Below are 22,001 nucleotides of genomic sequence, written 5' to 3'. Positions count from 1 at the left end.
ATCACTCTATAACTTTTTTATCTAGCCTCTATGCATGTATTCACAGCTAGATACTGATTTAGTTTGCATACTAGTTACAACCCTAGTATCACTATCTATTTTTGCAATTTCTTCTTTGGTATACAATTCATCCTTGTTTTTCGTCCAGCTATTGTCATATTGAATATCAACTTCTCCTCCATTGGTTTTAAACCCAAATGTTTCTTGCATAAGCAATCTTGCTTCTTCCAAACGTCTATTGTAACGTTTGTTAGAATCTTGATAGCTAGATATAAGAAGAAGAACGTCATTAGAAAGAGTGAAATATACTATCTCTTCCATAATTTTGTAAATCTCATGTTCTGATAACTTAAACAAAGGATAATCTTTTTGAAACTTATTCTTTACTTCATTGTAAATTTCCATAATTTTTACTCTACCAGCATCGCTTAGAGCAATGATAGCATTTTCAATACTTGCTATACCATCATAGTCATAACCTTTTCTGTCATTTTCAGCAACCAAAAAGCCATGCACAGCCTGAATCTCACCAACTTTCTTATCTTCTTTAGGTAAGATATCAAAATCAAAATAGATCATAGGAGACTTCAGTGCTAACAACATAAATATACGCATACTGTCTATCTCAACACCAAAAGATAATCTTTTACTTTCTGGAATAGAGTATAGATCTTTGAAATATTGAGATACATTGTATAAAGGACATTTAGATAGTTCTGTTTTCTTATTTGGTTGTAAGTGAAAGCTGAATTCATACTCTCCTAAATCCAGCTCATTAAAGTCTATAAGCTCTATGTTTTTGTTTGGGTTAAACTCTCTGTTTGATATTTTATTCTCCAACTCTTTACGTTGCGTAGGAGTAAAACCAGATCCATTTATTACTAACTTCACTACACGCGTATCTTTTCTTTTTGCCCATTCGCTCAATCTCTCCAAATATTTTTCTGGGATCGGATATCCATATCGCCTTGGAAGCCACTGAAATACTAAAGGTGTATCAACCGTGAAAGTATGTGGAGATCCAGGCCTTAAATCTTGTCCTTTATAATTCATAGCAAAAGTACTAAACAAGTTAATACTTTACTATATAATATTAATTTATCAACTACTTATTTAAGTAATATTATTTACTTATTAAGAATATTAATAAGATAAAAAACTATATTATTAATAAAACAAGATTACCTACTTTACATAGGGATTCTTATTCTTTTTCAAAAGCAATCTGACTGGTACGCCTTCAACAAAGAAGTTTTTTCTAAGACCATTAGTCAAATAACGTTTATAACTCTCATCAACACTTTCCGGGACGTTGCATACCAAAGAAAAAGCTGGAGGTTTGGTGCCAATTTGAGCAATATACTTCATTTTAATTGCTCTACCTTTTATAAGTGGGTGAGAATGTTTTTCCACAGCATCTATTAGCCAATTATTCAGTTTTGCAGTGCTGATCTTCTTGTTTAAGGATTCACTCACTTCAAGACACTTATCTATCACATCACCACAGCGCATACCTTTCAATGCAGAAATTGTTACAGTTGGCACTTCCAAAAATAACCGAGTCACTTCCTGTTGTTTGACAAATTTTATTAACTTACTTCTGTCATCCTTACCTATTAAATCCCACTTATTTAAAACAATGATAATTCCCTTCCCCCCTTTAATTGCAGCTTCAGCAATTGATAAATCCTGCTGCTCAACGCCAAGCAAGGAATCTAGCATTAAGATCACTACATGAGAGCGCTTTATTGACTCTATACTTTTTTCAACAAATCTTGATTCTAAGTTATCAACAACATTTGCCTTTCTGCGGATTCCCGCAGTATCGATGAGAGTGATTAATTTTCCATTATGGTCGTATGAAATATCCACAGAGTCACGCGTGGTACCAGGTTTTGAGCTTACTATTAGTCTATTTTCTGCAAGTAAACTGTTTAAAAAAGTTGATTTTCCAACGTTTGGGCGACCGATGATTGCAATCCTCAGTCTAATGGACTCACTTTCAGGCAGCTCAGTTTTTTTGTTAAAATCTTCAATAACACCAGCTAATACATCATAAAGATCAATCATACCAAGATTATGTTCGGCTGAGATATACATCGGACCTATGAAGTTGAAGAACTGCAAATAATCAACATTTTCCGATTTATGACTTTCGCATTTGTTTGCTATTAGTATTACAGGTTTGTTCGTTTTTCTCTTCAGCCACTTTGCAAACTCTTTGTTCTGCTCGTTTTGCACTTTTGCATCAACAAGAAAAAAAATTACATCTGCGCTTAATAAAGAAAACTCTATTTGTTCAATAACTTGTAGTGAAAAACTGGTTTGGTCATTCCATCCTCCTGTATCTATAACTTTAAACTCTAAATCACTAATTCTTCCAATTCCTTCACGCCTATCTCTCGTTACTCCTGGAATGTCACTAACTACCGCTGCTTTTCTTCTTACTAGCCTATTAAATAGAGTTGACTTGCCTGCATTTGGAAGGCCTATTATGACTATTTTCAGCATAGTTTAAGAGCATGTTTTGTACATAATAGATTATAATCAAAATTTTTCATTTTAACTATTGACTTGATAGATTATATATCTATCCTAAAATTAGTATATTTTATCTTAAGTTTATTATGTAGAATTGGAGGCGCTATGCATAATGCAAATGAAACTTTAATAATGAATTTCGATCAAGTTGCTCAATTAACTCCTCAAATTTATAAATTAGGGACACCTTATAACAACAGGACACGTATATATAACTATATAACTTTAGCTAAAGCATTGGAGAATCTCAATGATCCATCCCGGTCACATGCAAATAAGGAGCTTTTTTTGAGTGACAATGATGAAGAAACTAAGAAATTTCTGAGTGTAATTCGAAAAGGAATTGCTGAATATACAGGTAATGATTCTGTAGATGTGAGGTTGAGAGGAAAAGAAGATAAATCATTTACTGCATGGGTATCGTTAAAAGAAGGCAGAGGTGAGTTAAAATTTGATAACTCATTTCCTGGTAAAGTCTTAAAGGATAGTAATCCAAAAATTGGAGCTTTTACATTGGTATCTCCAGAAGATAAAAGGTTGGTGCGTGTTTCACAAAGTGATGATGGTGTAAGGCTTTATCAAATACTAAATGAGTCTTGTATAATTAAATTTAACTGGAAAGTGGGTGATAGAGATTGCAGTATTGCTTTAAATATTAGTGGAAATGGTAACGTATTTTGTACTGATTTAAGTGATAATATAAGTCCTGAGGACTTCGAGGAAAACAAAGCTGTAAAAATAAAAATTGGCTATTATGAGAATAAGAAGATGGATAAATATAATGACATGACTCTAGCAAAATTGGTCTCATTGGCTTCAAACTTACAAGGAATTGAAAGAGAAGTTATAACAATTAATCCATCAACAGGTGTAACAAGTGCAAGTGCACAGAATGTTAGTGAGTCTCAGCATTCTCAAAATATTAAATAGAAATTGCTAGCGCATTAATTATCGTACACATACACCGTTGCATGCAGCAACGGTGTATGTGTATAATCAATAGGATTTGTAAGCTCAATAAAGTTTACAACCAATTTGAAAGTTATTTTACTACATGCAAGACTCTGAAATACTAGAAACTCTAAAGATCAAAACATTAGAAGCCGAAAAAGGAGGAGGTCCTGATAGAGTTAACAAGCAACATGAAAAAGGAAAGATAACCGCTAGAGAAAGGCTGAGTATATTGCTCGATGAAAATTCATTTCAAGAGTATGATAAGTTTGTGAAGCATCACGCAACTGATTTTGGCATGCAAAATGCTGATTTTTTAGGTGATGGAGTTGTAATTGGCCATGGTACTATTTATGGCAGAAAAGTTTTTGTTTATTCTCAGGATTTCACTGTCTTTGGTGGATCACTTGGTGCATCACATGCAAAAAAAATATGCAAAATTATGGATATGGCAATTAATGCCAGAATTCCAATTATCGGACTAAACGATTCTGGTGGAGCCAGAATCCAAGAAGGAGTAAATTCCCTTGCTGGTTACGGAGAAATTTTTCAAAGGAATGTAAATGCATCAGGCGTTATACCACAAATCTCTCTAATCATGGGCCCATGTGCTGGCGGTGCAGTTTACTCTCCAGCGCTAACCGATTTTATTTTCATGGTAAAAAATAGCTCATACATGTTTATAACCGGACCAGATGTAGTGAAAAAAGTTACATACGAGAACGTAAGCCACGAAGATCTCGGTGGAGCAAAAATTCATACGAGCAAAACAGGAGTAGCAGATTTTGCATTCAATAATGAAGTTGAAATGCTACTAGAAATGCGAAAATTCTTCACCTTTTTGCCAGCAAATAATCAAGAGTTGCCAAAAACTGTACCAATCTGCGACTTAATTGATGATGTTGATGAATCTTTGAACACTCTAGTTCCTAATAATCCTAATACTCCTTATGATATGTATGAACTCATTGAAAAGGTGTGTGATGAAAGGAAATTTTTTGAACTAAAACCCGATTTTGCTCGTAACATCATAATTGGCTTTGGCAGAATTGGAGGAAATACTATTGGTGTTGTTGCAAATCAACCTATGCACCTTGCAGGATGCTTGGATATTGACTCTTCAAGAAAAGCTGCAAGGTTTGTAAGATTTTGTGACGCATTTAACATTCCCATCATCACACTTATTGATGTTCCAGGGTTTTTACCTGGCACGAATCAAGAATACAATAATATAATACAACACGGAGCGAAACTGCTTTACGCTTACGCTGAAGCGACCGTGCCGAAAATTAGCCTTATCACTAGAAAAGCGTATGGTGGTGCATATATTGTTATGAACTCAAAGCATTTAAAAGGTGATATAAATTATGCTTGGCCAACCGCTGAGATAGCTGTAATGGGCCCTGAAAGTGCAGTTGAAATTATATTTAGGCATGAAAAAGACCAGCAAACGTTAATCAAAGAATATAAAGAGAAATTTGCTAATCCATTTTTTGCTGCATCGTATGGATATATTGATGATATAATAGTGCCAAGCAAAACAAGGCATCACTTTCACAAAGCATTAGAGCTACTTAAAAACAAGAAAGTAGAAAGAATATGGAAGAAGCATGATAATCTTCCTTTGTAACTTTCCTCTCAGTCTTTATTGTAAGGTCTACAGTGCCGTTACACCAAGTTGGATTACCAATAACGCTAACTTTTGGATTCTTTTTTCTACAATATATTCTTACTTTAGCTAAAAATTACTTCCGCACATTTTAAATCTGATTATAACTACAATTAGAGATACTTTTAGAGCTCAAAAATTTATCTTTGTCTGCAGACTTTTTTTATTAAACTCATAAAAAAATGTAGCGTATCCTCTTCAGCGTATGTGGGTGCATACACACATACTTAATTTCTGTCGTATGTGCATTGCATTTTTTTCTAATCTTTTTTTCAAAGGAGGATTTTATGTCCAGAATTCCAGATATTTGACGTTTACTTTAGCTAATAAAAACCAACTGGTACCTGCGGTTTTTATAGCCTCAAAATTTCAATCAAGCTTCAACTATCATTCAAAGAAACTTATAGTTATTCTTAGTGTTATTACTGTAGTAACAGCGCTATGATGATAAGAACATAGAAAACCTCTATAACCTTTGTTCTTTTAAACTTTGTAGTTGATTTTAAGTAAAGATACTCATCAGCTAATTATGAAAAAGACTTCAAGTGAGAGTATATAAGTAAGGCACTGACTACTAACAAAGATATACAAAAGTTGTCTTTGTTTACTTTGCCAATTAGCAAAAAGCTTATCCAATAAGTCGTTTTTCCTGTCTTTTAGGGCTAATATCCCATCTTCTTTTGCTAATTTAAAATCTACATCTTGCTCCCAGTGCGATAAGTCTATAATTACATTTTCTACCATTTATTGCTCCTACCTTAAATCTTATTAATTACTTTACGTCTACAATAACATGAATATAATTCAGTGTGCCGTTACCAAGATTCGAACTTGGGACCTCGTCATTACCAATGACGTACTCTACCACCTGAGCTACAACGGCAAGTTCACGTATTATGATAATGAATAACATAAAAAAAAATAAGGAAAAAGAAGAAGAGAGAAAAAGATTGGCAAAAGCTTTAAAGCAAAATATTCTAAAAAGAAAAAAACAGCAACAGAGTAGACAAAGCAGACCCCTTTCAAAATTTGTTTGTGGTGAGGAATTTTTAGGAGAAAGCGCCGCAGAATACCCAAACGTATTTGAGGAAGCTTTAACAACAAAATTACCATCAGAAACTTAAGTTTTGAAGGAGGTATCATGCCAGAGCTGCCAGAAGTGGAAGTCATCTCTAACTTCTTATTTGATAAAATCAAAAATAAGAAAATAAGCAATGTGACAGTCAATAATTGTAATTTGCGTGTACCAATAACAAAAAATATTGATGATTTGCTAAAGGGCAAAGTTATAAATGATATCAAGCGTAGAGGTAAATATATAATCTCGAATATAGATGCTAGTATGGCTGTCATCATACACCTTGGCATGAGCGGAAAGCTTATATATGCTGAAGACAATCAAGCACAGAACAAACATGATCATGTGATATTCTTATTTTCTGACAACACTTCACTAATCTTTAATGACCCAAGAAGGTTTGGATTAGTGATTGTTTTAAACAGAGAGCAAGAACTAAATTTTTTTAATAACCTAGGAATAGAACCCCTCACGAATGAATTTGACGGACATTATTTACAGAAGTTGCTAAAGAACAGAAAAGCAAATATCAAATCAGTATTAATGAATAATAAGCTAATAGTTGGCGTAGGTAACATATATGCTTCTGAGAGCTTATTTAGAGCTCGCATATCACCACTTAGGCTAGCACAAGATTTAACATATATAGAGTGCGAAAAACTTGCTATCGAAATAAAAAATACTCTGAGTGATGCAATTGCTGCTGGTGGTTCAACACTGAAAGATTATGCACAACCATCTGGATCTGCTGGATACTTTCAAAATAACTTTTACGTATATGGTAAAGTGCAAAAACCTTGCAGAATCTGCAACAATATCATAACACTTATACGACAAAATGGTCGTAGCACTTATTTTTGCAATGCATGTCAGAATTAAATTTTATTTTTGCATATGACACTCTTACCTGAAAAAGATCCTTTTGATTTGTTCTCAAAGTGGTATCAAGAAGTACTTAATTTTCCGTGTAAAGAGTCAACTGCAATGACGCTAGCAACGTGTAGCAAAGACTGCATTCCATCTGCAAGAGTGGTATTACTAAAGGAATATAGTAAAGAAGGTTTTGTGTTCTTTACTAACGTAAACAGTAGAAAAGGAAAAGAATTGACTGAGAACCCCAAAGCTGCACTCGTATTTCATTGGACAGAATTTTCTAGACAAGTACGAATTGAAGGAGAAGTTAGGCTTCTAAGCGGCAAAAAGGCTGACGAATATTTCTCTTCTCGAGCACGTGATAGTCAAATTAGCGCGTGGTGCTCAAAACAATCAAGAGTTCTGAAAAATTGGCAAGATTTTGAGCAGGCTATAGAATTGAAAGAGAAAGAATTTCACAATACACAAGTTTCTCGTCCTGACTTTTGGGTGGGATTTTGCGTAATCCCAAAGGTAATTGAATTTTGGCAAGAAGGTGAATATAGGAGACACACTAGATTTAGATATACTCTTGTTGAGAAAAGCAATTGGAAAGTGGAACAATTATATCCCTAACGTTAGAGAAAGCTACTCTGCAGATCAAAAATAAGGATTTATTGTCATAACAAGGAAAGTAACTTTTTATGGCTTGTTGTATGTAACGTTACGCAAAATATTTTAGTGCATTCTCAAATATGAGCATTCCATCACCATATTTTGGCATAGCCACTCCTGAACGTTTACATTTTTCTTTTTCAAGAGGCCAGTTGTCCTGCTGAGTAAAAAATATTCCTCTCTCTGGGTGAGGCATTAAAGCTAAAACTCTACCACTTTTGTCTGACAAAGCTGCCAGGTCGTATATAGATCCGTTTGGATTGTAAGGAAATTGTAAATTTGCATAGTCACCATTTTCATCAACGTAACGCAGTGCAACGGAATTATTTTCAATCAATTGATTTAAAATATCTTGATCCATAAAAAACCTGCCTTCTCCATGAGCAACAGGAAGATATAGCTCACTCAGGCCCCGTAGCCAAACAGAACTACTCTGCGGATTAACTCTCACTCTAATCCAACGACATTGGTAATTACCTATATCATTAGAGGTTAAAGCTAGATTAGAGAATTCTGGAACTAATTTTACTAATATCTGGCAACCATTACATATCCCTATAATAAGCTTATCCTGAGATAAGAAATTTTGAAATTCGTCTAACAAGTTGTTTTTTATACGTAAAGCAAATGCATTACCAGCACCAGTATCATCACCATAGGAAAAACCTCCTGGAATTGCAAGTATATTGCTTAATTTCAGTTCACTTGGATTATCTATAATATCATTAATGTGAACGATTTTTACTTCAATATTATTAATACCAAGCTTTCTGCTGCATTCCATAAATGCAAATGCAGTTTCTTTTTCGCAATTTAAGCCATAACCAGATAGGATTGTAATTTTCATGAATCAAAAAACTCGAACTTTCTTTTTACAAAATTTGCTATTAAATTCAAAGCAAATAGCATTAACAATAAAGCTATAATTGCAATGGCAGCAAGCTCAATAAATGAAATTTCAGGACTACTTGACCATATGTATATTTGTACAGGTAAAACAGTTGCCGGATCGAAGAAGGATGTAGGTGTATCAGCAATAAATGCTACCATGCCTATCATAAGTAAAGGGGAAGATTCGCCTAAAATCCTTGCAATTGCAAGCACTGCACCATGTATTATCCGTGGCAACGCAATCGGTAAAGAGTGATCCAATATCACCTTGATGTGAGGTGCACCTAGCGCAAACGCTGCATCTTTTATTGCAATAGGAACGTTTGTAAAGGCATTTTTTGTTGCAATAATAATATTAGGCAGCATCATAAATGAAAGAGTCATCCCGCCAACAAGCGGTGAAGAACGGGGTAAACCAAATATGCCCAAGTAGAGAGTCAGTCCTACCACACCAAATATTATCGAAGGCACTGCAGCAAGGTTATTCATGCTAATTTCTACAATACTGGTTATTAGCCTATTTCTAGGCATAAATTCATAAAGACAGATACCTGACATAATTCCTATTGGCAATGCCAACGCTAAGCATACTATAATTGTCATTAATGAACCGATAAATGCCCCTAAAATCCCTGCATTCTCAGGCTCACGAGAATCAGACTTAAGAAACAGAGACTTATTAAAAAATTTTCTTACTCTTCCCTTCTCCTTTAACCAATCAAGTAATTTAGCATAATGATCATTCAAACATTTATTTTTATATAGTGAATTGATCACACTCGATGCGGTAAACCAGATCTCATATTCACCACTATTTTTTACTCTCTTACGAAAAAATTTCTCTAGTTCTTTGTAAGAATTACGACTTAAAATTTCGTCACCGTCTTTAAAATCAGTTCCTTCAAACACCTTACGTAAAGAATTGTTGAGTAAGCCAATGGACTTATATCGTAAATCACCAGGATTATTAGTTAAAATAAGATCAGCATTTATTTCAACTGGCAATAAAATTTTCGTTACTGTTAAAGCACTGTAAGAGTTAACTAATATACTTAGTAATATACATATAGGACACCCAATTGAGACAATCAGTGCTGTAAAAGAGCAAAAGCATAAAATGCTGTTCTTTTTATTTTTTCTTTTTACACGAGCATGTACGCGCTTAGATTGAAGTAACTTAAGGAAGTTTTTCTTTATTATACCCATTTACTTTTCTTTACATGAGGATTTGAAAAGACTTTCCCCTTTTTCCAGTGCTTGACACTGAGATCTAACAGGCTTTGCCTGCAAATAATTTTTATATTTTCCATGAAAGCACAAACCAAAAGGAGAATCTGGATCCCAGTGTCAAACATTGGGATGACACCACAGCAGGAGGCAAAGTACAGTTGTGCGCCACACACTGGGATAATAAGAGAGAGTTTTGAGATGATACAATTGACATCACTCCCTATTGTATCTACTTAGATTTTTTTTTAACATAAGTAGTACGTTCTTTGATCCTTGCAGCTTTCCCAAATAGCTTGCACAGATAATATAATTTTGCTCTACGGACCTTTCCCTTTCTTATCACTTGTACTGAAATTAATGCAGGAGAGTAAACAAAAAATTGTGATACTATACTTTCTCCATGACTTACCTTTCTAACTGAAAAAGAAGAGTGTAATCCACGATTTCTTTTTGATATACATACGCCCTCAAATATCTGTATACGCTCACCCGTACTATCAACTACCTTAAAAGTGACCTTCAAATCATCGCCAGGACAAAAAGCTGGCATCTCTTTGGCTAACCTTTGTATTTGTTGTTCGTTAAATTTTTCAAGTAAGTTTGTCATTTATCATCTCCATTCAACAATTCAGGTCGACGTTCCTTTGTTCTAACATATGACTGTTCCCTTCTCCAATCACTTATTTTTCTGTGATTGCCAGACAACAGAACCTCAGGAACTTTGTACCTACTCCACTGCTCAGGCCTAGTATATTGAGGATATTCAAGCATACCACCACTATAACTAAAACTTTCTTCAGCAACGCTATCGAAATTATTTACTACACCTGGAAGAAGCCTAATACATGCATCAAGAACCACCATTGCAGCTGGCTCACCTCCCGAAAGTATATAATCTCCAATACTTAACTCATAAGGAGTATACACATCAATTACTCTTTGGTCAACACCTTCAAATCGACCACACAATATTGTTACATGAGGAATTTCTGTTAACTCCTTTGCAATGCTCTGATTAAATTTTGTACCAGATGGAGTCATATAAATAAATCTAGTATTTTTATGAGCAGAAAGCACATTATCAACTGCATTACCAATCACATCTGGGCGCATAACCATCCCTGCCCCACCTCCGTATGGAACATCATCCACAGTTGAATGTTTATCTTTTGCAAAAGAACGAATATTTATTACTTCAAGGTTCCATATTTTTTTTTCTAACGCTTTTCCGGCAAGAGAATAGTTCAAAAACCCGGGGAACATTTCTGGAAATATGGTTAACACTGTAACACTAAACGTCATTAGCAAATTTGTAGTAAACTAAGCAGCAATTTGATATTATCTTATAGTATACAGCTAAATCAATCATGTCACTGAATAAAACGATATACGAAGGTAAAGCCAAAGTCATTATTGAAACTGAAGACTCATCAACTGTTATACAGTACTTTAAAGATGATGTTACAGCGTTCAACAAGGAAAAATATGAAATTATTGAGGGCAAAGGAATAATTAATAATCATGTTAGTGCTTTTATCATGGAAAAGCTTGAAGAAGCAGGAATTAGCACGCACTTTATAAACACTTTAAACGAAAGAGAACAGCTAGTCAAAAAACTCAAGATAATACCTCTTGAGATAGTGGTTAGAAACATTGCAGCTGGCAGCTTTTGCAAACGTTTTAATATCAAAGAAGGTGAGACACTTACATCTCCTATAATCGAGTTTTTTTACAAAAATGATGACCTAGCCGACCCAATGGTGAATGAAAATCACATACTATATTTTGGTTGGTTATCCCATAAAGAAATGGAAGAAGTTAAAACTACAACTTTAAAGATCAACAAAATCTTAGTCGACCTATTTTCAAATGCAAATATATATTTAGTTGATCTCAAGTTAGAATTTGGCAAATTGATAAACAACAGCACTAAAATCATTTTAGCCGATGAAATCAGCCCTGATAATTGTAGGCTATGGGATAAAAATACGCATAAAAAGCTAGACAAAGATGTTTTCCGTTTAAATCTAGGAAACTTAAAGGAAGCATACTCAGAAGTTGCAAAAAGACTGTCAGTAAAGTTAGACTAACTAAATACTACTCTATCAAGTGGAGGGTTACATGCCTCATCAAGTTTTCCAATAATCTCAATTTTTTCTCCACGCTTTTGGAAATGGCTTTCCACATCCTTCATATTATCGGGATCTACAATCAGTACTATACCTATGCCGCAATTAAATGTTTTTAACATTTCTCTCTTTTCTATTTTGCCTTCTTCTTTCAGCCATAAAAATATATCTGGCCATTTCCAAGAATTAATATTTATGTCTACAAATAAATTTCCTGAGAGAATTCTTGGAATATTGTCTATTAACCCGCCACCTGTTATATGCGCAATGCCTTTTACCTTTGGCATAATAGGCAACAAAGAATCAACATATATCTTTGTTGGCTTAAGTAATATTTCACCCCAAGATTTATTATTCCATGGAGATATATCATTATAATTTATACCTAAGCTTTTAAAAATATGGCGCACCAAAGAAAATCCATTTGAGTGAATTCCATTTGATTCTAAACCAACTACACAGTCACCTGCTTTCATTATACTACAGTTTGGAAGAATTTGCTTTCGATCAACAACACCAACCACAAACCCTGCAAGGTCATAGTGATTGTTACCATACATTCCAGGCATTTCTGCAGTTTCTCCACCAACTAATGCTATTTTAGATTCCTTGCACCCTTCTGCAATGCCCTGGATTACAGACAATAAAACGTTTTTGTTTAAAACGCCTGTTGCAAAGTAATCAAGGAAAAATAAAGGTGTTGCTCCTTGTGCAAGTAGATCATTTACACACATTGCAACTAAGTCTATACCTATAGTATCATGCTTATTCACCTCTTGAGCTATTAATAGTTTTGTGCCCACTCCATCAGTTGAGGAAACAAGTACTGGATGGTCGTATTTCTTACTCAGCGAAGAAAAGTCAAACAATGCAGAAAATGATCCTACTTCACTAATTACTTCTTCTCCTTTAGTCTTTTCAATAATAGGTTTAACTTTTTTTATTAGTTCATTATATAGTTTAAGGTCTATTCCAGATTTAGCATAAGTATTCATAACGCCTTCATAAATCTTATAATTATTAATACTACATTAATGCTTTGACACAAAAAGCGCAACGAAACTTTCTCTTAAATTGACTACTACATGCCTACCAATATAGGGTTAACTTAAATCATTTATACTTTTATCCAATGAATAAAAACATAATGTTAATAACAGAGTGCCTATCAGGACGAATTCTTCATGATTTTGCTAGTTCTATGCAAGGAATAGTGGGTGGATTGGAAGAGCTTGAAGAAAACAACCCTAATATGCAAAACGAAGCATTGTCATTGCTTAAAGAAAGCTCCGATGATTTAATATATAAATATAAAGTTATGAAGCAAGCGTATTCTCATTCATCAGATAATTGCAGCTTTGTTAAGACTAAATCCAATATAGAAAATTATTTATTAAAAAAAAAAGTAAAGCTTCAGTGGAGAGTAAGTGAATGTCCTACAGAAAACTTAATTGAAAAAATAAATAAGATAATTTCCAATATGGTGATAACTATAATCAGTGCAGTGGCACAAATTGAATTAGTGTCTATTTTACTGACTAAAACAGAAGATAAAACACTACTCACTATAAAAGTAGTAAATGAACATAAATCAATAAGTACATTATTAGTGAGCAAATTAACAAAAAAAAATGATATTCGTTTGGATACAAAAGACATTATTATCTATATGACTTCTTTACTGTTAGAACAGTATAACACTAAAATCAATTGCACTTGTGAAAGTAATTCACTGAATATAGGCTTAACTATAACTTGAGGTGGCTTCATATTTCATAAAAAGGAATCGATACTATAAATTTGAATCTTGGATAAGGAAAGGAAAAATTTTGTGGAGTAACTTAGACATAAAATCTGTAGTTTATTTAACACTCCCCTTTTTCCTGCAGTAATGAATTATTATGAAGCTTGCATTTTCTGTCGCTTACTACTGGGATAGTTTGATAGTTGCAGTACATGTCTATCAATGATAAAATAAAGATCAGTTTATTTTGATACTATGATTAGGGTACTCTTTGTTGCACTATTATTTTTTTGTGGTGGTCATGCACTTGCAAAACAGGAACCAAGACCAATAGCTGGTGATAACCACATAAAGGTAATGAATTATAATCCACAGGCTATACATAAGTACACGGGCTTTTATGGTTATCAATCCAGCATATTGTTTGAGCCAGGGGAGGTAATAGAGAGTCTTTCAATGGGTGATGCAACCGGTTGGCAGCTCCTTCCTCAAGGTAATAGATTATTTATTAAGCCTATAGATGATATTGCCGATACTAATGCAACTATAATTACCAATAAAAGAGTTTATTATTTCGAGTTTCATGCTGAAGAAGCAAACGGGCTAGATGATCCAAGGTTAGCATATGAAGTAAGGTTTCTTTATCCACTGTTCAACAGTGATGAAATTTATTCAACGAGTAACGGTGATATTCTAGAGCAAGCTAGTCATACCACTATCCCTGATATAAGTGATATTGAGGTTATAAAGAAAGGCTTGAATTTTAACTATTCCATCTCGCACGTTAAAGGCAGTCAATCAATAATACCAATTAAGGTTTTTGATGACGGAAAATTTACATATCTACAATTTAATAAAATAAACTCTGATTTCCCGGCAGTTTTTATGGTTGATTCTGCAGGATATGAATCCTTGATAAATTTTCGTACAGTTGATGACTACCTGATAATTGAAAGAGTAAGCTCGGTATTTACCTTAAGAAACGGATCAAGTACAATCTGCCTGTTTAATGAAAACATACCTTTCAAAAAAGGTAAGTGATTAAAGGCTATAGTATTCTTATAGGTGCAAAATTCTTTCTATGGTGCTTCGTAATTCCATGAAGGCCAATAGCGCTGAGGTGTTCTTTTGTTCCATATCCTTTATTTTTATACCAATTATATTGAGGATGTTTATTATGCAATTCTTCCATAAGCCGATCTCTTGTAACTTTTGCAACGATTGAAGCAGCTGCGATTGATATACTTAAGCTATCACCATTCACTATAGATTTTACTTGCCATTTTACTTCAGGTGGTTGATTACCATCAACTAGCACATAATCTAGTTCTAGATTCAAGTTTGCCAACGCACGTTTCATTGAAAGCTTTGTTGCTTGCAAAATATTGTATGAGTTTATTTCTTCTACGCTTGCCATTCCTATACCAAATTTTGCAACAGACGTTATTTTTTCGTATAGAACTTGCCTACACTTAGGGGTTAGCTTTTTTGAGTCGTTTATTCCATCAATAACCGTATCTCTATCAGTAAATATTACAGCTGCAGATATCACTGGACCGGCAAGCGGACCTCTTCCTACTTCATCTACTCCTGCTATAATTCCTGATAATGTATTTTCTAATGAAAAGTCTGGATATTTCATAATTCCTATAATAAGAAAGTTAAAGCAAAAATCGAACAAGCAATAGAAATTATCCAAAATTTTATAACTATTGTATTTTCTGACCACCCTTTCTTTTCAAAGTGATGATGTATTGGTGTCATAAGGAAAATTCTTCTTCCTGCTCCATATCTAAATTTTGTATATTTAAAATATGATACCTGAATAATCACAGATAAAGTCTCTATTACAAAGATTATTCCAATAACGGCAAAAAGCATTTCTTTTTTAATTAGAACACTAGTGAGTCCTAAAGCTGCACCGATTGATAGGCTTCCAACATCACCCATAAATATTTTTGCTGGATGTGTGTTAAACCACAAGAAACTTAAAATAGCTCCTATAAATGCAATGCAGAATAAAGTAATGTTTACATCTGTCTGAGTGATGTATGCAATTAGCCCCAAAAAAGCAAAGGAAGTAATGGCTTGAGTTGCAGCAAGGCCATCTAGGCCATCTGTAAGATTCACAGCATTAGAAGAGCCGACAATTACAAATGCAGCAAACGGAAGATATAGATAGCCAAGGTCGATTGCTACTTCTCTAAATAGAGAAATTTTTGTAAAACCTTCAGCAGATTGTAGCTTAAGTATAAACATACAGACCAGAGTAACGACAAACTGAATAAGTATTTTGGTTTTTGCACTTAAACCTCGGTGGTGATTTGTCTTCAATTTTAAATAGTCATCAATAAATCCAAGTAGAGCAAAAAATAGAGTTATAAATACCAGCAATGAAATTTCTGGTGTTAATTGAGTCCAAAGCAGGATTGGTAATAAAGCAGAAGTTAGTATTATTATTCCACCCATAGGTGGTATATTCTTTTTTGTTATTAAATGACTTTCTGGTCCATATGATCTGATTGGTTGTCCATCTTTACTTATCTTTTTTAGAAGTTTTATAAAATAGGGAAAGAGAATAAACCCAAAAATAAATGAGATAAAAAACGTCTTTGTAGCTGAGATCACCTGCCTATTCAAAATTAACTAGATATTATACCAAAAGCTTTACCTAATCTCAATTTATACCTTTTTATCAGCTTATTTTATTTGGAGTAAATTTAGTTATTGATTAGTTATAGCAAAGTTTGCATACTGATATTTAGTTAATGGTAAGAGGTGGCATATGTTAGATTATATTAAAAAGCTTTTGTGGGCTAATACAGTACCTGATAATGAGAGTAGAGTTAAAAGTTCTTACACGCATATAGTAGAGAAACCTTCTTTTGGTGATGCAGCTTCAAAGTTGAGTAAGGAAGAAAGGTCAGAAGAGCATCTTGTTCTTCTAAAAGGTAAAGGCAATAGCTCTGGTACAACTGTAACAGAAGGATCGTCTAGTATTCAGAATGCAGTATCAGGCAAGAACAAGCGTGAATATATTAAATTAGACAGTGATGAAGAATGGGATAAATTCTTTAAGTTACAGAATGATCCAGACACTAATACTACAAACAAAGAACCTTTTTCTCCGAAGAAAGGAGAATCTCACTATCATGGTAAAGAGATTGTAGGCAAGATTGCTGACCAAATTAAGGCAGAGATATCGAAGGTATATACCATAGAGTCCATAAATGATAAAAGAAGGCAAAAGGGAAGGTAATATTGTTTACCCCACCGTGAGAGTTGTGCTACATGCCAATAAAGAAGGAGTAGATATAGCTAAACTTCTAGGCGGTAGTATATGTAAAGAGTATGGTGTAAGAACAATTACATTTTGTCATCCTAATCAAGAAAAAAAGAGAGGGGCATGTTGCTATATTAATAATGATAGTGATAATGAGGAAAGAGTTTATGAAATAATTAGTGGGTTATATGAAATGACTTTAAAGTGGTATGTTGATGGAAGAGAATGCAAAATTAAAGTTAACATTGATGGTAATAATGGTGTAACTCTCCTTGAAGGCAACGGTGTTACTGCAGAGCAGTTGCGTGCAAATAAAGAAGTCAAAATAGGTAAGAGACGTGAACCAAAATCTTTATATGAAGCGTTAGTACCGCAATTGCAACAAAAGAGCTCTGAATCAGTCAAGGTTTTACAGCAGCCTTCAACAGATGTAACAAATGTGACAACAACACCAACTTCTACTTCTCAGAGATGTAGGTATCCTCTTATCTAAATAAGGAAAAGCGAAAATAGTATGAGTTGCTTGCAAATGTAAGTAACTTGTACTTCTATGATGAATAACACAATATTACCAAGAAATTTCTATGAACGGCCAACTTTAACCGTAGCTGGGGAGCTGCTAGGGAAGATGCTGAAATTTTCTAATTTTAGTGGAATAATAACTGAAGTTGAAGCGTATATAGGAATGGATGACCCAGCTTGTCATGCAGCAAGAGGCTATACTAATCGAACCTCAGTAATGTTTGGTACGCCAGGGTTTTCGTACGTATATTTTATATATGGAATGTACTATTGTCTAAATATTGTAACAGAAGCAGAAGGATTCCCAGCAGCAGTGTTAATACGAGGATTAAAGCTCACTGAACCGCTTGAAGCAAATTTAGGCGGGCCAGGCATACTGTGCAAAAAATTAAACATTACAAAAGAACATAATAAACAAGACCTTACTATAAGTCATGAATTTTGTCTCTATGAATATCACCTCAAACCAGATTATGTGTGCACTCCAAGAATCGGAATTAGTAAAGGCAAGGAGAAATTTTGGCGATTTAAAAGTTGCGTTTTAGCAGACATGCCTAAAATCACACTCAACAATAAATATTAGACCTCCTGCATAAACTAGATAAAAAGGCAAATAGCCTTTTATGTTTACCAACAATAGACTTCTTGGATAACCTAAGGATATTTTTTGATCTTCTATGGGGGAGTTGAACATTCCCTTTTTATAAAACTTTTGCATACTCCTATTTAACTTTAATAGCTCTTTATCTTCCTGAAATCTGGATGTTTTATCAATGCATCTTCTATTCAGCCGTTAGCAAGAACTTTCACTTATTCCATAGCTTTGCACTATATGGAAATATGTACGGTATTTACACAAATATTCGAGTGCTATTAATAAATATATTTGGTTTTCCTCCTCTTGCCTTTTTCTTGGCCTCTTCCTCTATTAAAATTTCTATTATTTTTCCAATGTTTTTCTTTTTACTCCTCTTAGTCTTCGAAGCTTCTCTTCATCAAGTTTACTTATCTGCTCAAAATTTATACCTTCCCTAATATTGCTTCTACTACTTGTTTCTTAAGTTATCCAAGAAGTCTATTGTCTGTTCAGATACGAGGTAGCTGCTGCCATTTGAAATATTTTATTCACCTAAAATTACATTCTACCTATTTTAAAAGTAGTTTAAAAAAACTTTATAGACTGCATACAAAAGACCTAACATCTTTAGCAATGCCTTCATAAATCCTTACTAAATCCTCACTTAGTATTGAAGGATTTCCACAATCAGAAGCACTACATATTTGCGGATCTAGAGGAACTCTGCTCAAGAGTTTGACTCCCAGCTCTTCAGACATTTTTTTTGCACCACCTTTTCCAAATATGTGTATTTTTGAATTATCTTGAACAAAATAGCTCATATTTTCCACAATGCCGATAATTGGCACGCTGAGCTTTGTGAACATATCATAAATTTTTTGTGCATCGACTAAAGCAAGCTCCTGTGGAGTTGAAACTATTATTGCTCCAGTTAAACTAAAATTCTCCATCAGACTTAAATGTACATCGCCAGTGCCAGGCGGTGTATCAATGATTAAATATTCTATATCAGACCACCTTGTTCCCATTAGCAAATTGTAAAGTGCTTTTGTGATCATAGGTCCACGCCATATTACTGCGCGGTCCTTATCAATAAAATAGCCAATTGAAATAGTATAGAGACCATGTTTCTCTATAGGCATTGCTTTACCACTCTGTATTTCTGGTTTTAATTTCTCAGTGCCCAACATTTTAGGAATCGAAGGACCATATATATCTGCATCAACTAGAGCAACTTTATGTTTTAATTCTGCTAACGAAAGAGCTAGATTTAGTGCAACTGTCGACTTACCCACACCTCCTTTACCAGAAGCAACGACAATTATATTTTTCACTCCTTCGATATGAAGTTTAGCTTTTTGTTGCCTAGCTTGTTTTTGACCAGTAGCAACTACAGTAACCTTTCCTACTCCCGGTATCGCCTTAACAGCTTGCTCACAATTTTTTCTTAATTCTTCATTTGGCTCAGTAACTTCAAGAGCAAAAGCAACATCTTTACCCTTAATAACAATTGAGGATACTACACCAACATTCTTACCACTTTTCTTCTCTATAACCTTTTTTAGGCTCTCTCTTACGATTTCCTCATTAACCTGTGTAAATTTTTTCCAGAACATATGATGAAATTTTTTCTATTGGTGTATACTAACATAGAATAATTAAACTGCACTGACTTTAAAGCGAGGTTACAAGAATATGCTAAATGATAACAACTTAACACAAGCACAACGAAATTTGCATTTAAAGTTGAAAAAGGTAATATCAAATGGTGAGGAAATTGGTAATATCTTGAAAAGAGCCTCAGAGAATGATTTACTAAAAGTTCTTACAATAGGATATACTAAACGATTTCCAAGAGGTGGGGAACGCACTTTAACACTACTTAGCCTCGCCATATTCAAATGTAATAACGAATGCGTTAATTCTATTTTAATACATTCTCAAAATAACGGTACACTGCAAGAGATTATTAATACTGAAAATATTATAAACTATCAAGATGGTCTGATGTACACCTTAACATCGCTTGGCTTTGCTATACATTACAATAAGCCAAGATATATTAATGATATTTTAACAAAAGCCCAGGACAGTGGAATACTACAAGATATTCTTGCTGCTAGAAATATTGTACAGTATTTCAATACTAAGGAGTATGCTTTAACACCACTCAGTTTCTCTATATATAAAGGTAATAAAGAATGTATCAGTTCTATTTTAGAAAAAGCTCAAAATAATGATATGCTGCAAGGCGTTTTTATTGCTGAAAATATTTTACAGTTTTCAGATGGTCTGACGCATATTTTAACACCAATTAGCTTTGCCATATATGAAAATAATAAGGAATGTTGTAACTACATTTCAACAATGATTCAAAATAATGTTGTATCGCAAGATATTCTGAATAATTGGACATACATTTTAACATTGCTTGGCCTTGCTATATATAGAAATAACAATGAATATGTTAATTCTATTTTAAGACAAGCTCAAAATAATGGTAAGCTGCAAGAAGTTCTTACTGCTAAAAATACTTTGTATTCTTCAGATCAACTATGTTTTTTAAAATTTTTTGAATTTAGTTTCATTACAACTTTTGTTTGTAATTTTGTTTTTTATTCGAGTAAAAAGTGCATTTTTGACAATAAAAACCCTAACTTAATCATAGAAAAATTTTGTATCAAACAACAGTTACTGCTTAGATCTTATGGTTAACGAATATGTGTATAAATACTTTAAATGTGTGTAGACGTATTTATCCACATATTCGTTAACCTATTTTCTATGCAGATTTTTTTAATTCACATTGACTGCTTCTTTAAGCCTCGCATTGGCAATTACTATGATTTTACGCATTAGAGCTGTCATAGCCACCATCTTCTTTTTACCTTTACCAACAAGCCTTGAATAGAAGGCACCAAGCGCAGACTTAGACCTTGAAGCAGACATCGCAGCTGTAAAAAGCTTTTCACGAACGTTGCTTCTGCCACCACTTATTCTGCGATAACCAATAGTTTTACCACTTTCTTTCGGATGAGGTGCAACTCCAGCAAGACTTGCAATTTCTCCCCTACTTACATAACCAAGTTCTGGCATTAGACACAGAAAATCTTGAGATAATTTTGCACCTATTCCTGGAACTGTTTTAAGGATTTTTTGGCGCTTTTGTAACTCTGGATTCTCATCAATAATTTTTTGTATGGTATTGTTGAGCTCATCTATCTGGCTATTAAAGAATTCAATAGTTTTCTGACAGCTTTCTTTTATATGGTCGTTTTCAGGTGCTGCAAGCCTAGATTTCTCTTGAGCTCTCATTTTTGTAATGTCATCACGACGTTGACAAAGTGCAACTAAGGTTGTTTGTTCTTTTGACATAGGTGCAAATAGAGATAGAGTACTATAGCGTTCAAACCCATACTGAGCAAGGGCTCTTGCATCTGATTGATCAGACTTTGCTAAAGTTCCATGAGATAGAACAAAGCTTTTTACTTTGCGAGTATTAGCTCGATGTACAGCAATATCTTTATCAACAAGAAAATGTGCTAAGCCAAGCTCATATTTTCCAGTGTTTTCCAGAGTTACTAAAGAATTAGGTAAGATATTTGAAAAATCTTGAAACAATTGTTGCCAGCCAGCAGTATCATTGTCGAATTCGACAGCGTTCTTCTGTTTGTGAACTGCAACAACATTTTTAAATTTTCCAATATCAATGCCAATAAAATTTTGATAAGATGTAATCATAATAACCTCGATTAGTTTTAATTAATTTAAGATTGTAAACGGGTGCATACATATGTCCCATGCAACTATTCAAACGTATCGAGAGATGGGCTAGTGTACCTTGATCCGAACGGTTATA

The 22,001-nt window shown here is 33.9% G+C and carries 24 protein-coding genes, 1 tRNA gene and 1 pseudogene; 12 read left to right on the top strand and 14 right to left on the bottom strand.

What is annotated here, in order from left to right; all coding sequences use genetic code 11:
• Positions 1-21 precede the first annotated feature (21 nt).
• Together OPR42_RS04585 and der are read right to left on the bottom strand one after the other, a co-directional pair.
• Positions 22-1,053, bottom strand: a complete 1,032-nt coding sequence (locus tag OPR42_RS04585; RefSeq protein ID WP_265041956.1) for a hypothetical protein — start codon at positions 1,051-1,053, stop codon at positions 22-24.
• Positions 1,054-1,185: 132 nt separating this feature from the next.
• Positions 1,186-2,511, bottom strand: coding sequence for a ribosome biogenesis GTPase Der (gene der, locus OPR42_RS04580; protein WP_265041955.1), 1,326 nt, complete (start codon positions 2,509-2,511; stop codon positions 1,186-1,188).
• Between the two features lie 135 nt (positions 2,512-2,646).
• Between der and OPR42_RS04575 the strand changes: the two genes are divergently transcribed.
• Both OPR42_RS04575 and OPR42_RS04570 read left to right on the top strand, forming a co-directional pair.
• On the top strand, positions 2,647-3,471 hold the full coding sequence (locus tag OPR42_RS04575) for a hypothetical protein (protein ID WP_265041954.1): 825 nt from the start codon (positions 2,647-2,649) through the stop codon (positions 3,469-3,471).
• Positions 3,472-3,595: 124 nt separating this feature from the next.
• Positions 3,596-5,122, top strand: coding sequence for an acyl-CoA carboxylase subunit beta (locus tag OPR42_RS04570; RefSeq protein ID WP_265041953.1), 1,527 nt, complete (start codon positions 3,596-3,598; stop codon positions 5,120-5,122).
• A 558-nt stretch (positions 5,123-5,680) separates the two neighbouring features.
• On the opposite strand, the gene OPR42_RS04565 is transcribed toward OPR42_RS04570, so the two are convergent.
• Complete coding sequence (locus OPR42_RS04565; protein ID WP_265041952.1) at positions 5,681-5,905, bottom strand: hypothetical protein; 225 nt, start codon at positions 5,903-5,905, stop codon at positions 5,681-5,683.
• A 66-nt stretch (positions 5,906-5,971) separates the two neighbouring features.
• Positions 5,972-6,044: transfer RNA gene (locus OPR42_RS04560), tRNA-Thr, on the bottom strand.
• A 19-nt stretch (positions 6,045-6,063) separates the two neighbouring features.
• Here OPR42_RS04560 and OPR42_RS04555 point away from each other — a divergent pair.
• From OPR42_RS04555 to pdxH, 3 genes are read left to right on the top strand one after another with little or no spacing between them, the layout of a single operon-like run.
• Positions 6,064-6,285 carry a hypothetical protein gene (locus OPR42_RS04555; RefSeq protein ID WP_265041950.1) on the top strand — a complete coding sequence of 74 codons (222 nt, stop codon included), beginning with the start codon at positions 6,064-6,066 and terminating at the stop codon, positions 6,283-6,285.
• A 17-nt stretch (positions 6,286-6,302) separates the two neighbouring features.
• Positions 6,303-7,118: a bifunctional DNA-formamidopyrimidine glycosylase/DNA-(apurinic or apyrimidinic site) lyase gene (gene mutM / locus OPR42_RS04550; RefSeq protein ID WP_265041949.1), complete on the top strand. Its 816-nt coding sequence runs from the start codon at positions 6,303-6,305 to the stop codon at positions 7,116-7,118.
• A gap of 15 nt (positions 7,119-7,133) precedes the next feature.
• A complete protein-coding gene (gene pdxH / locus OPR42_RS04545) occupies positions 7,134-7,727 on the top strand; it encodes a pyridoxamine 5'-phosphate oxidase (protein ID WP_006014087.1) in 594 nt (197 codons plus the stop codon).
• Positions 7,728-7,815: 88 nt separating this feature from the next.
• Here pdxH and OPR42_RS04540 read toward each other — a convergent pair whose 3' ends face one another.
• The 4 genes from OPR42_RS04540 to trmD form a co-directional block, all read right to left on the bottom strand.
• Positions 7,816-8,613: a phosphoribosylformylglycinamidine synthase subunit PurQ gene (locus OPR42_RS04540; protein ID WP_064085770.1), complete on the bottom strand. Its 798-nt coding sequence runs from the start codon at positions 8,611-8,613 to the stop codon at positions 7,816-7,818.
• Entirely contained in the window at positions 8,610-9,863 is a 1,254-nt protein-coding gene (gene pstA, locus OPR42_RS04535; protein ID WP_265041948.1) for a phosphate ABC transporter permease PstA, read from the bottom strand. The genes OPR42_RS04540 and pstA overlap by 4 nt, the downstream gene beginning before the upstream one ends.
• A 253-nt stretch (positions 9,864-10,116) precedes the next feature.
• Positions 10,117-10,494 carry a 50S ribosomal protein L19 gene (rplS, locus tag OPR42_RS04530; protein WP_064085768.1) on the bottom strand — a complete coding sequence of 126 codons (378 nt, stop codon included), beginning with the start codon at positions 10,492-10,494 and terminating at the stop codon, positions 10,117-10,119.
• Positions 10,491-11,189, bottom strand: a complete 699-nt coding sequence (trmD, locus tag OPR42_RS04525) for a tRNA (guanosine(37)-N1)-methyltransferase TrmD (protein ID WP_211907678.1) — start codon at positions 11,187-11,189, stop codon at positions 10,491-10,493. Before trmD ends, rplS begins: the two co-directional genes overlap by 4 nt.
• A 65-nt stretch (positions 11,190-11,254) precedes the next feature.
• Here trmD and purC point away from each other — a divergent pair, with 65 nt between their 5' ends.
• The gene (gene purC / locus OPR42_RS04520; protein ID WP_264377528.1) at positions 11,255-11,977 is read left to right on the top strand and encodes a phosphoribosylaminoimidazolesuccinocarboxamide synthase; all 723 of its coding nucleotides are present in this window, start codon (positions 11,255-11,257) and stop codon (positions 11,975-11,977) included.
• On the opposite strand, the gene purM is transcribed toward purC, so the two are convergent.
• Entirely contained in the window at positions 11,974-13,011 is a 1,038-nt protein-coding gene (purM, locus tag OPR42_RS04515) for a phosphoribosylformylglycinamidine cyclo-ligase (protein WP_264730070.1), read from the bottom strand. The genes purC and purM overlap by 4 nt on opposite strands.
• Positions 13,012-13,148: 137 nt before the next feature.
• Here purM and OPR42_RS04510 point away from each other — a divergent pair, with 137 nt between their 5' ends.
• On the top strand, positions 13,149-13,775 hold the full coding sequence (locus tag OPR42_RS04510) for a histidine phosphotransferase family protein (protein WP_010403653.1): 627 nt from the start codon (positions 13,149-13,151) through the stop codon (positions 13,773-13,775).
• Positions 13,776-14,015: 240 nt separating this feature from the next.
• Positions 14,016-14,801: a P-type conjugative transfer protein VirB9 gene (gene virB9 / locus OPR42_RS04505; RefSeq protein WP_265041947.1), complete on the top strand. Its 786-nt coding sequence runs from the start codon at positions 14,016-14,018 to the stop codon at positions 14,799-14,801.
• A 7-nt stretch (positions 14,802-14,808) separates the two neighbouring features.
• Here virB9 and OPR42_RS04500 read toward each other — a convergent pair whose 3' ends face one another.
• The gene (locus OPR42_RS04500; RefSeq protein WP_007302272.1) at positions 14,809-15,402 is read right to left on the bottom strand and encodes a ribonuclease HII; all 594 of its coding nucleotides are present in this window, start codon (positions 15,400-15,402) and stop codon (positions 14,809-14,811) included.
• A 5-nt stretch (positions 15,403-15,407) separates the two neighbouring features.
• The gene (gene mraY, locus OPR42_RS04495; protein WP_007302271.1) at positions 15,408-16,388 is read right to left on the bottom strand and encodes a phospho-N-acetylmuramoyl-pentapeptide-transferase; all 981 of its coding nucleotides are present in this window, start codon (positions 16,386-16,388) and stop codon (positions 15,408-15,410) included.
• 157 nt (positions 16,389-16,545) lie between these two features.
• On the opposite strand from mraY, the gene OPR42_RS04490 reads away from it, so the two are divergent.
• Genes OPR42_RS04490 through OPR42_RS04480 form a run of 3 tightly spaced genes read left to right on the top strand, consistent with a single transcriptional unit; the run spans position 16,546 to position 18,148 of the window.
• Positions 16,546-17,019, top strand: a complete 474-nt coding sequence (locus tag OPR42_RS04490) for a hypothetical protein (RefSeq protein WP_265041945.1) — start codon at positions 16,546-16,548, stop codon at positions 17,017-17,019.
• Complete coding sequence (locus OPR42_RS04485; RefSeq protein ID WP_265041943.1) at positions 16,991-17,536, top strand: hypothetical protein; 546 nt, start codon at positions 16,991-16,993, stop codon at positions 17,534-17,536. The genes OPR42_RS04490 and OPR42_RS04485 overlap by 29 nt, the downstream gene beginning before the upstream one ends.
• Positions 17,537-17,596: 60 nt before the next feature.
• Positions 17,597-18,148: a DNA-3-methyladenine glycosylase gene (locus OPR42_RS04480; protein ID WP_012481934.1), complete on the top strand. Its 552-nt coding sequence runs from the start codon at positions 17,597-17,599 to the stop codon at positions 18,146-18,148.
• Positions 18,149-18,361: 213 nt separating this feature from the next.
• On the opposite strand, the pseudogene OPR42_RS04475 reads toward OPR42_RS04480, so the two are convergent.
• A pseudogene (locus tag OPR42_RS04475) lies at positions 18,362-18,589 on the bottom strand (helix-turn-helix domain-containing protein); the annotation flags it as partial.
• 149 nt (positions 18,590-18,738) lie between these two features.
• A complete protein-coding gene (locus OPR42_RS04470) occupies positions 18,739-19,758 on the bottom strand; it encodes an Mrp/NBP35 family ATP-binding protein (RefSeq protein ID WP_264682546.1) in 1,020 nt (339 codons plus the stop codon).
• 79 nt (positions 19,759-19,837) lie between these two features.
• On the opposite strand from OPR42_RS04470, the gene OPR42_RS04465 reads away from it, so the two are divergent.
• Entirely contained in the window at positions 19,838-20,857 is a 1,020-nt protein-coding gene (locus OPR42_RS04465) for a WD_0033/WD_0034 family tandem repeat-containing protein (RefSeq protein WP_265041941.1), read from the top strand.
• Positions 20,858-20,938: 81 nt separating this feature from the next.
• Here OPR42_RS04465 and OPR42_RS04460 read toward each other — a convergent pair whose 3' ends face one another.
• A complete protein-coding gene (locus OPR42_RS04460) occupies positions 20,939-21,883 on the bottom strand; it encodes an IS110 family RNA-guided transposase (RefSeq protein WP_264336326.1) in 945 nt (314 codons plus the stop codon).
• Positions 21,884-22,001 lie beyond the last annotated feature (118 nt).

It is taken from the genome of Wolbachia endosymbiont (group B) of Melanostoma mellinum (assembly GCF_947251465.1).
In the GTDB taxonomy this organism is placed as follows: Bacteria; Pseudomonadota; Alphaproteobacteria; order Rickettsiales; family Anaplasmataceae; genus Wolbachia.
This window is presented reverse-complemented; position numbering and strand designations above follow the sequence as displayed.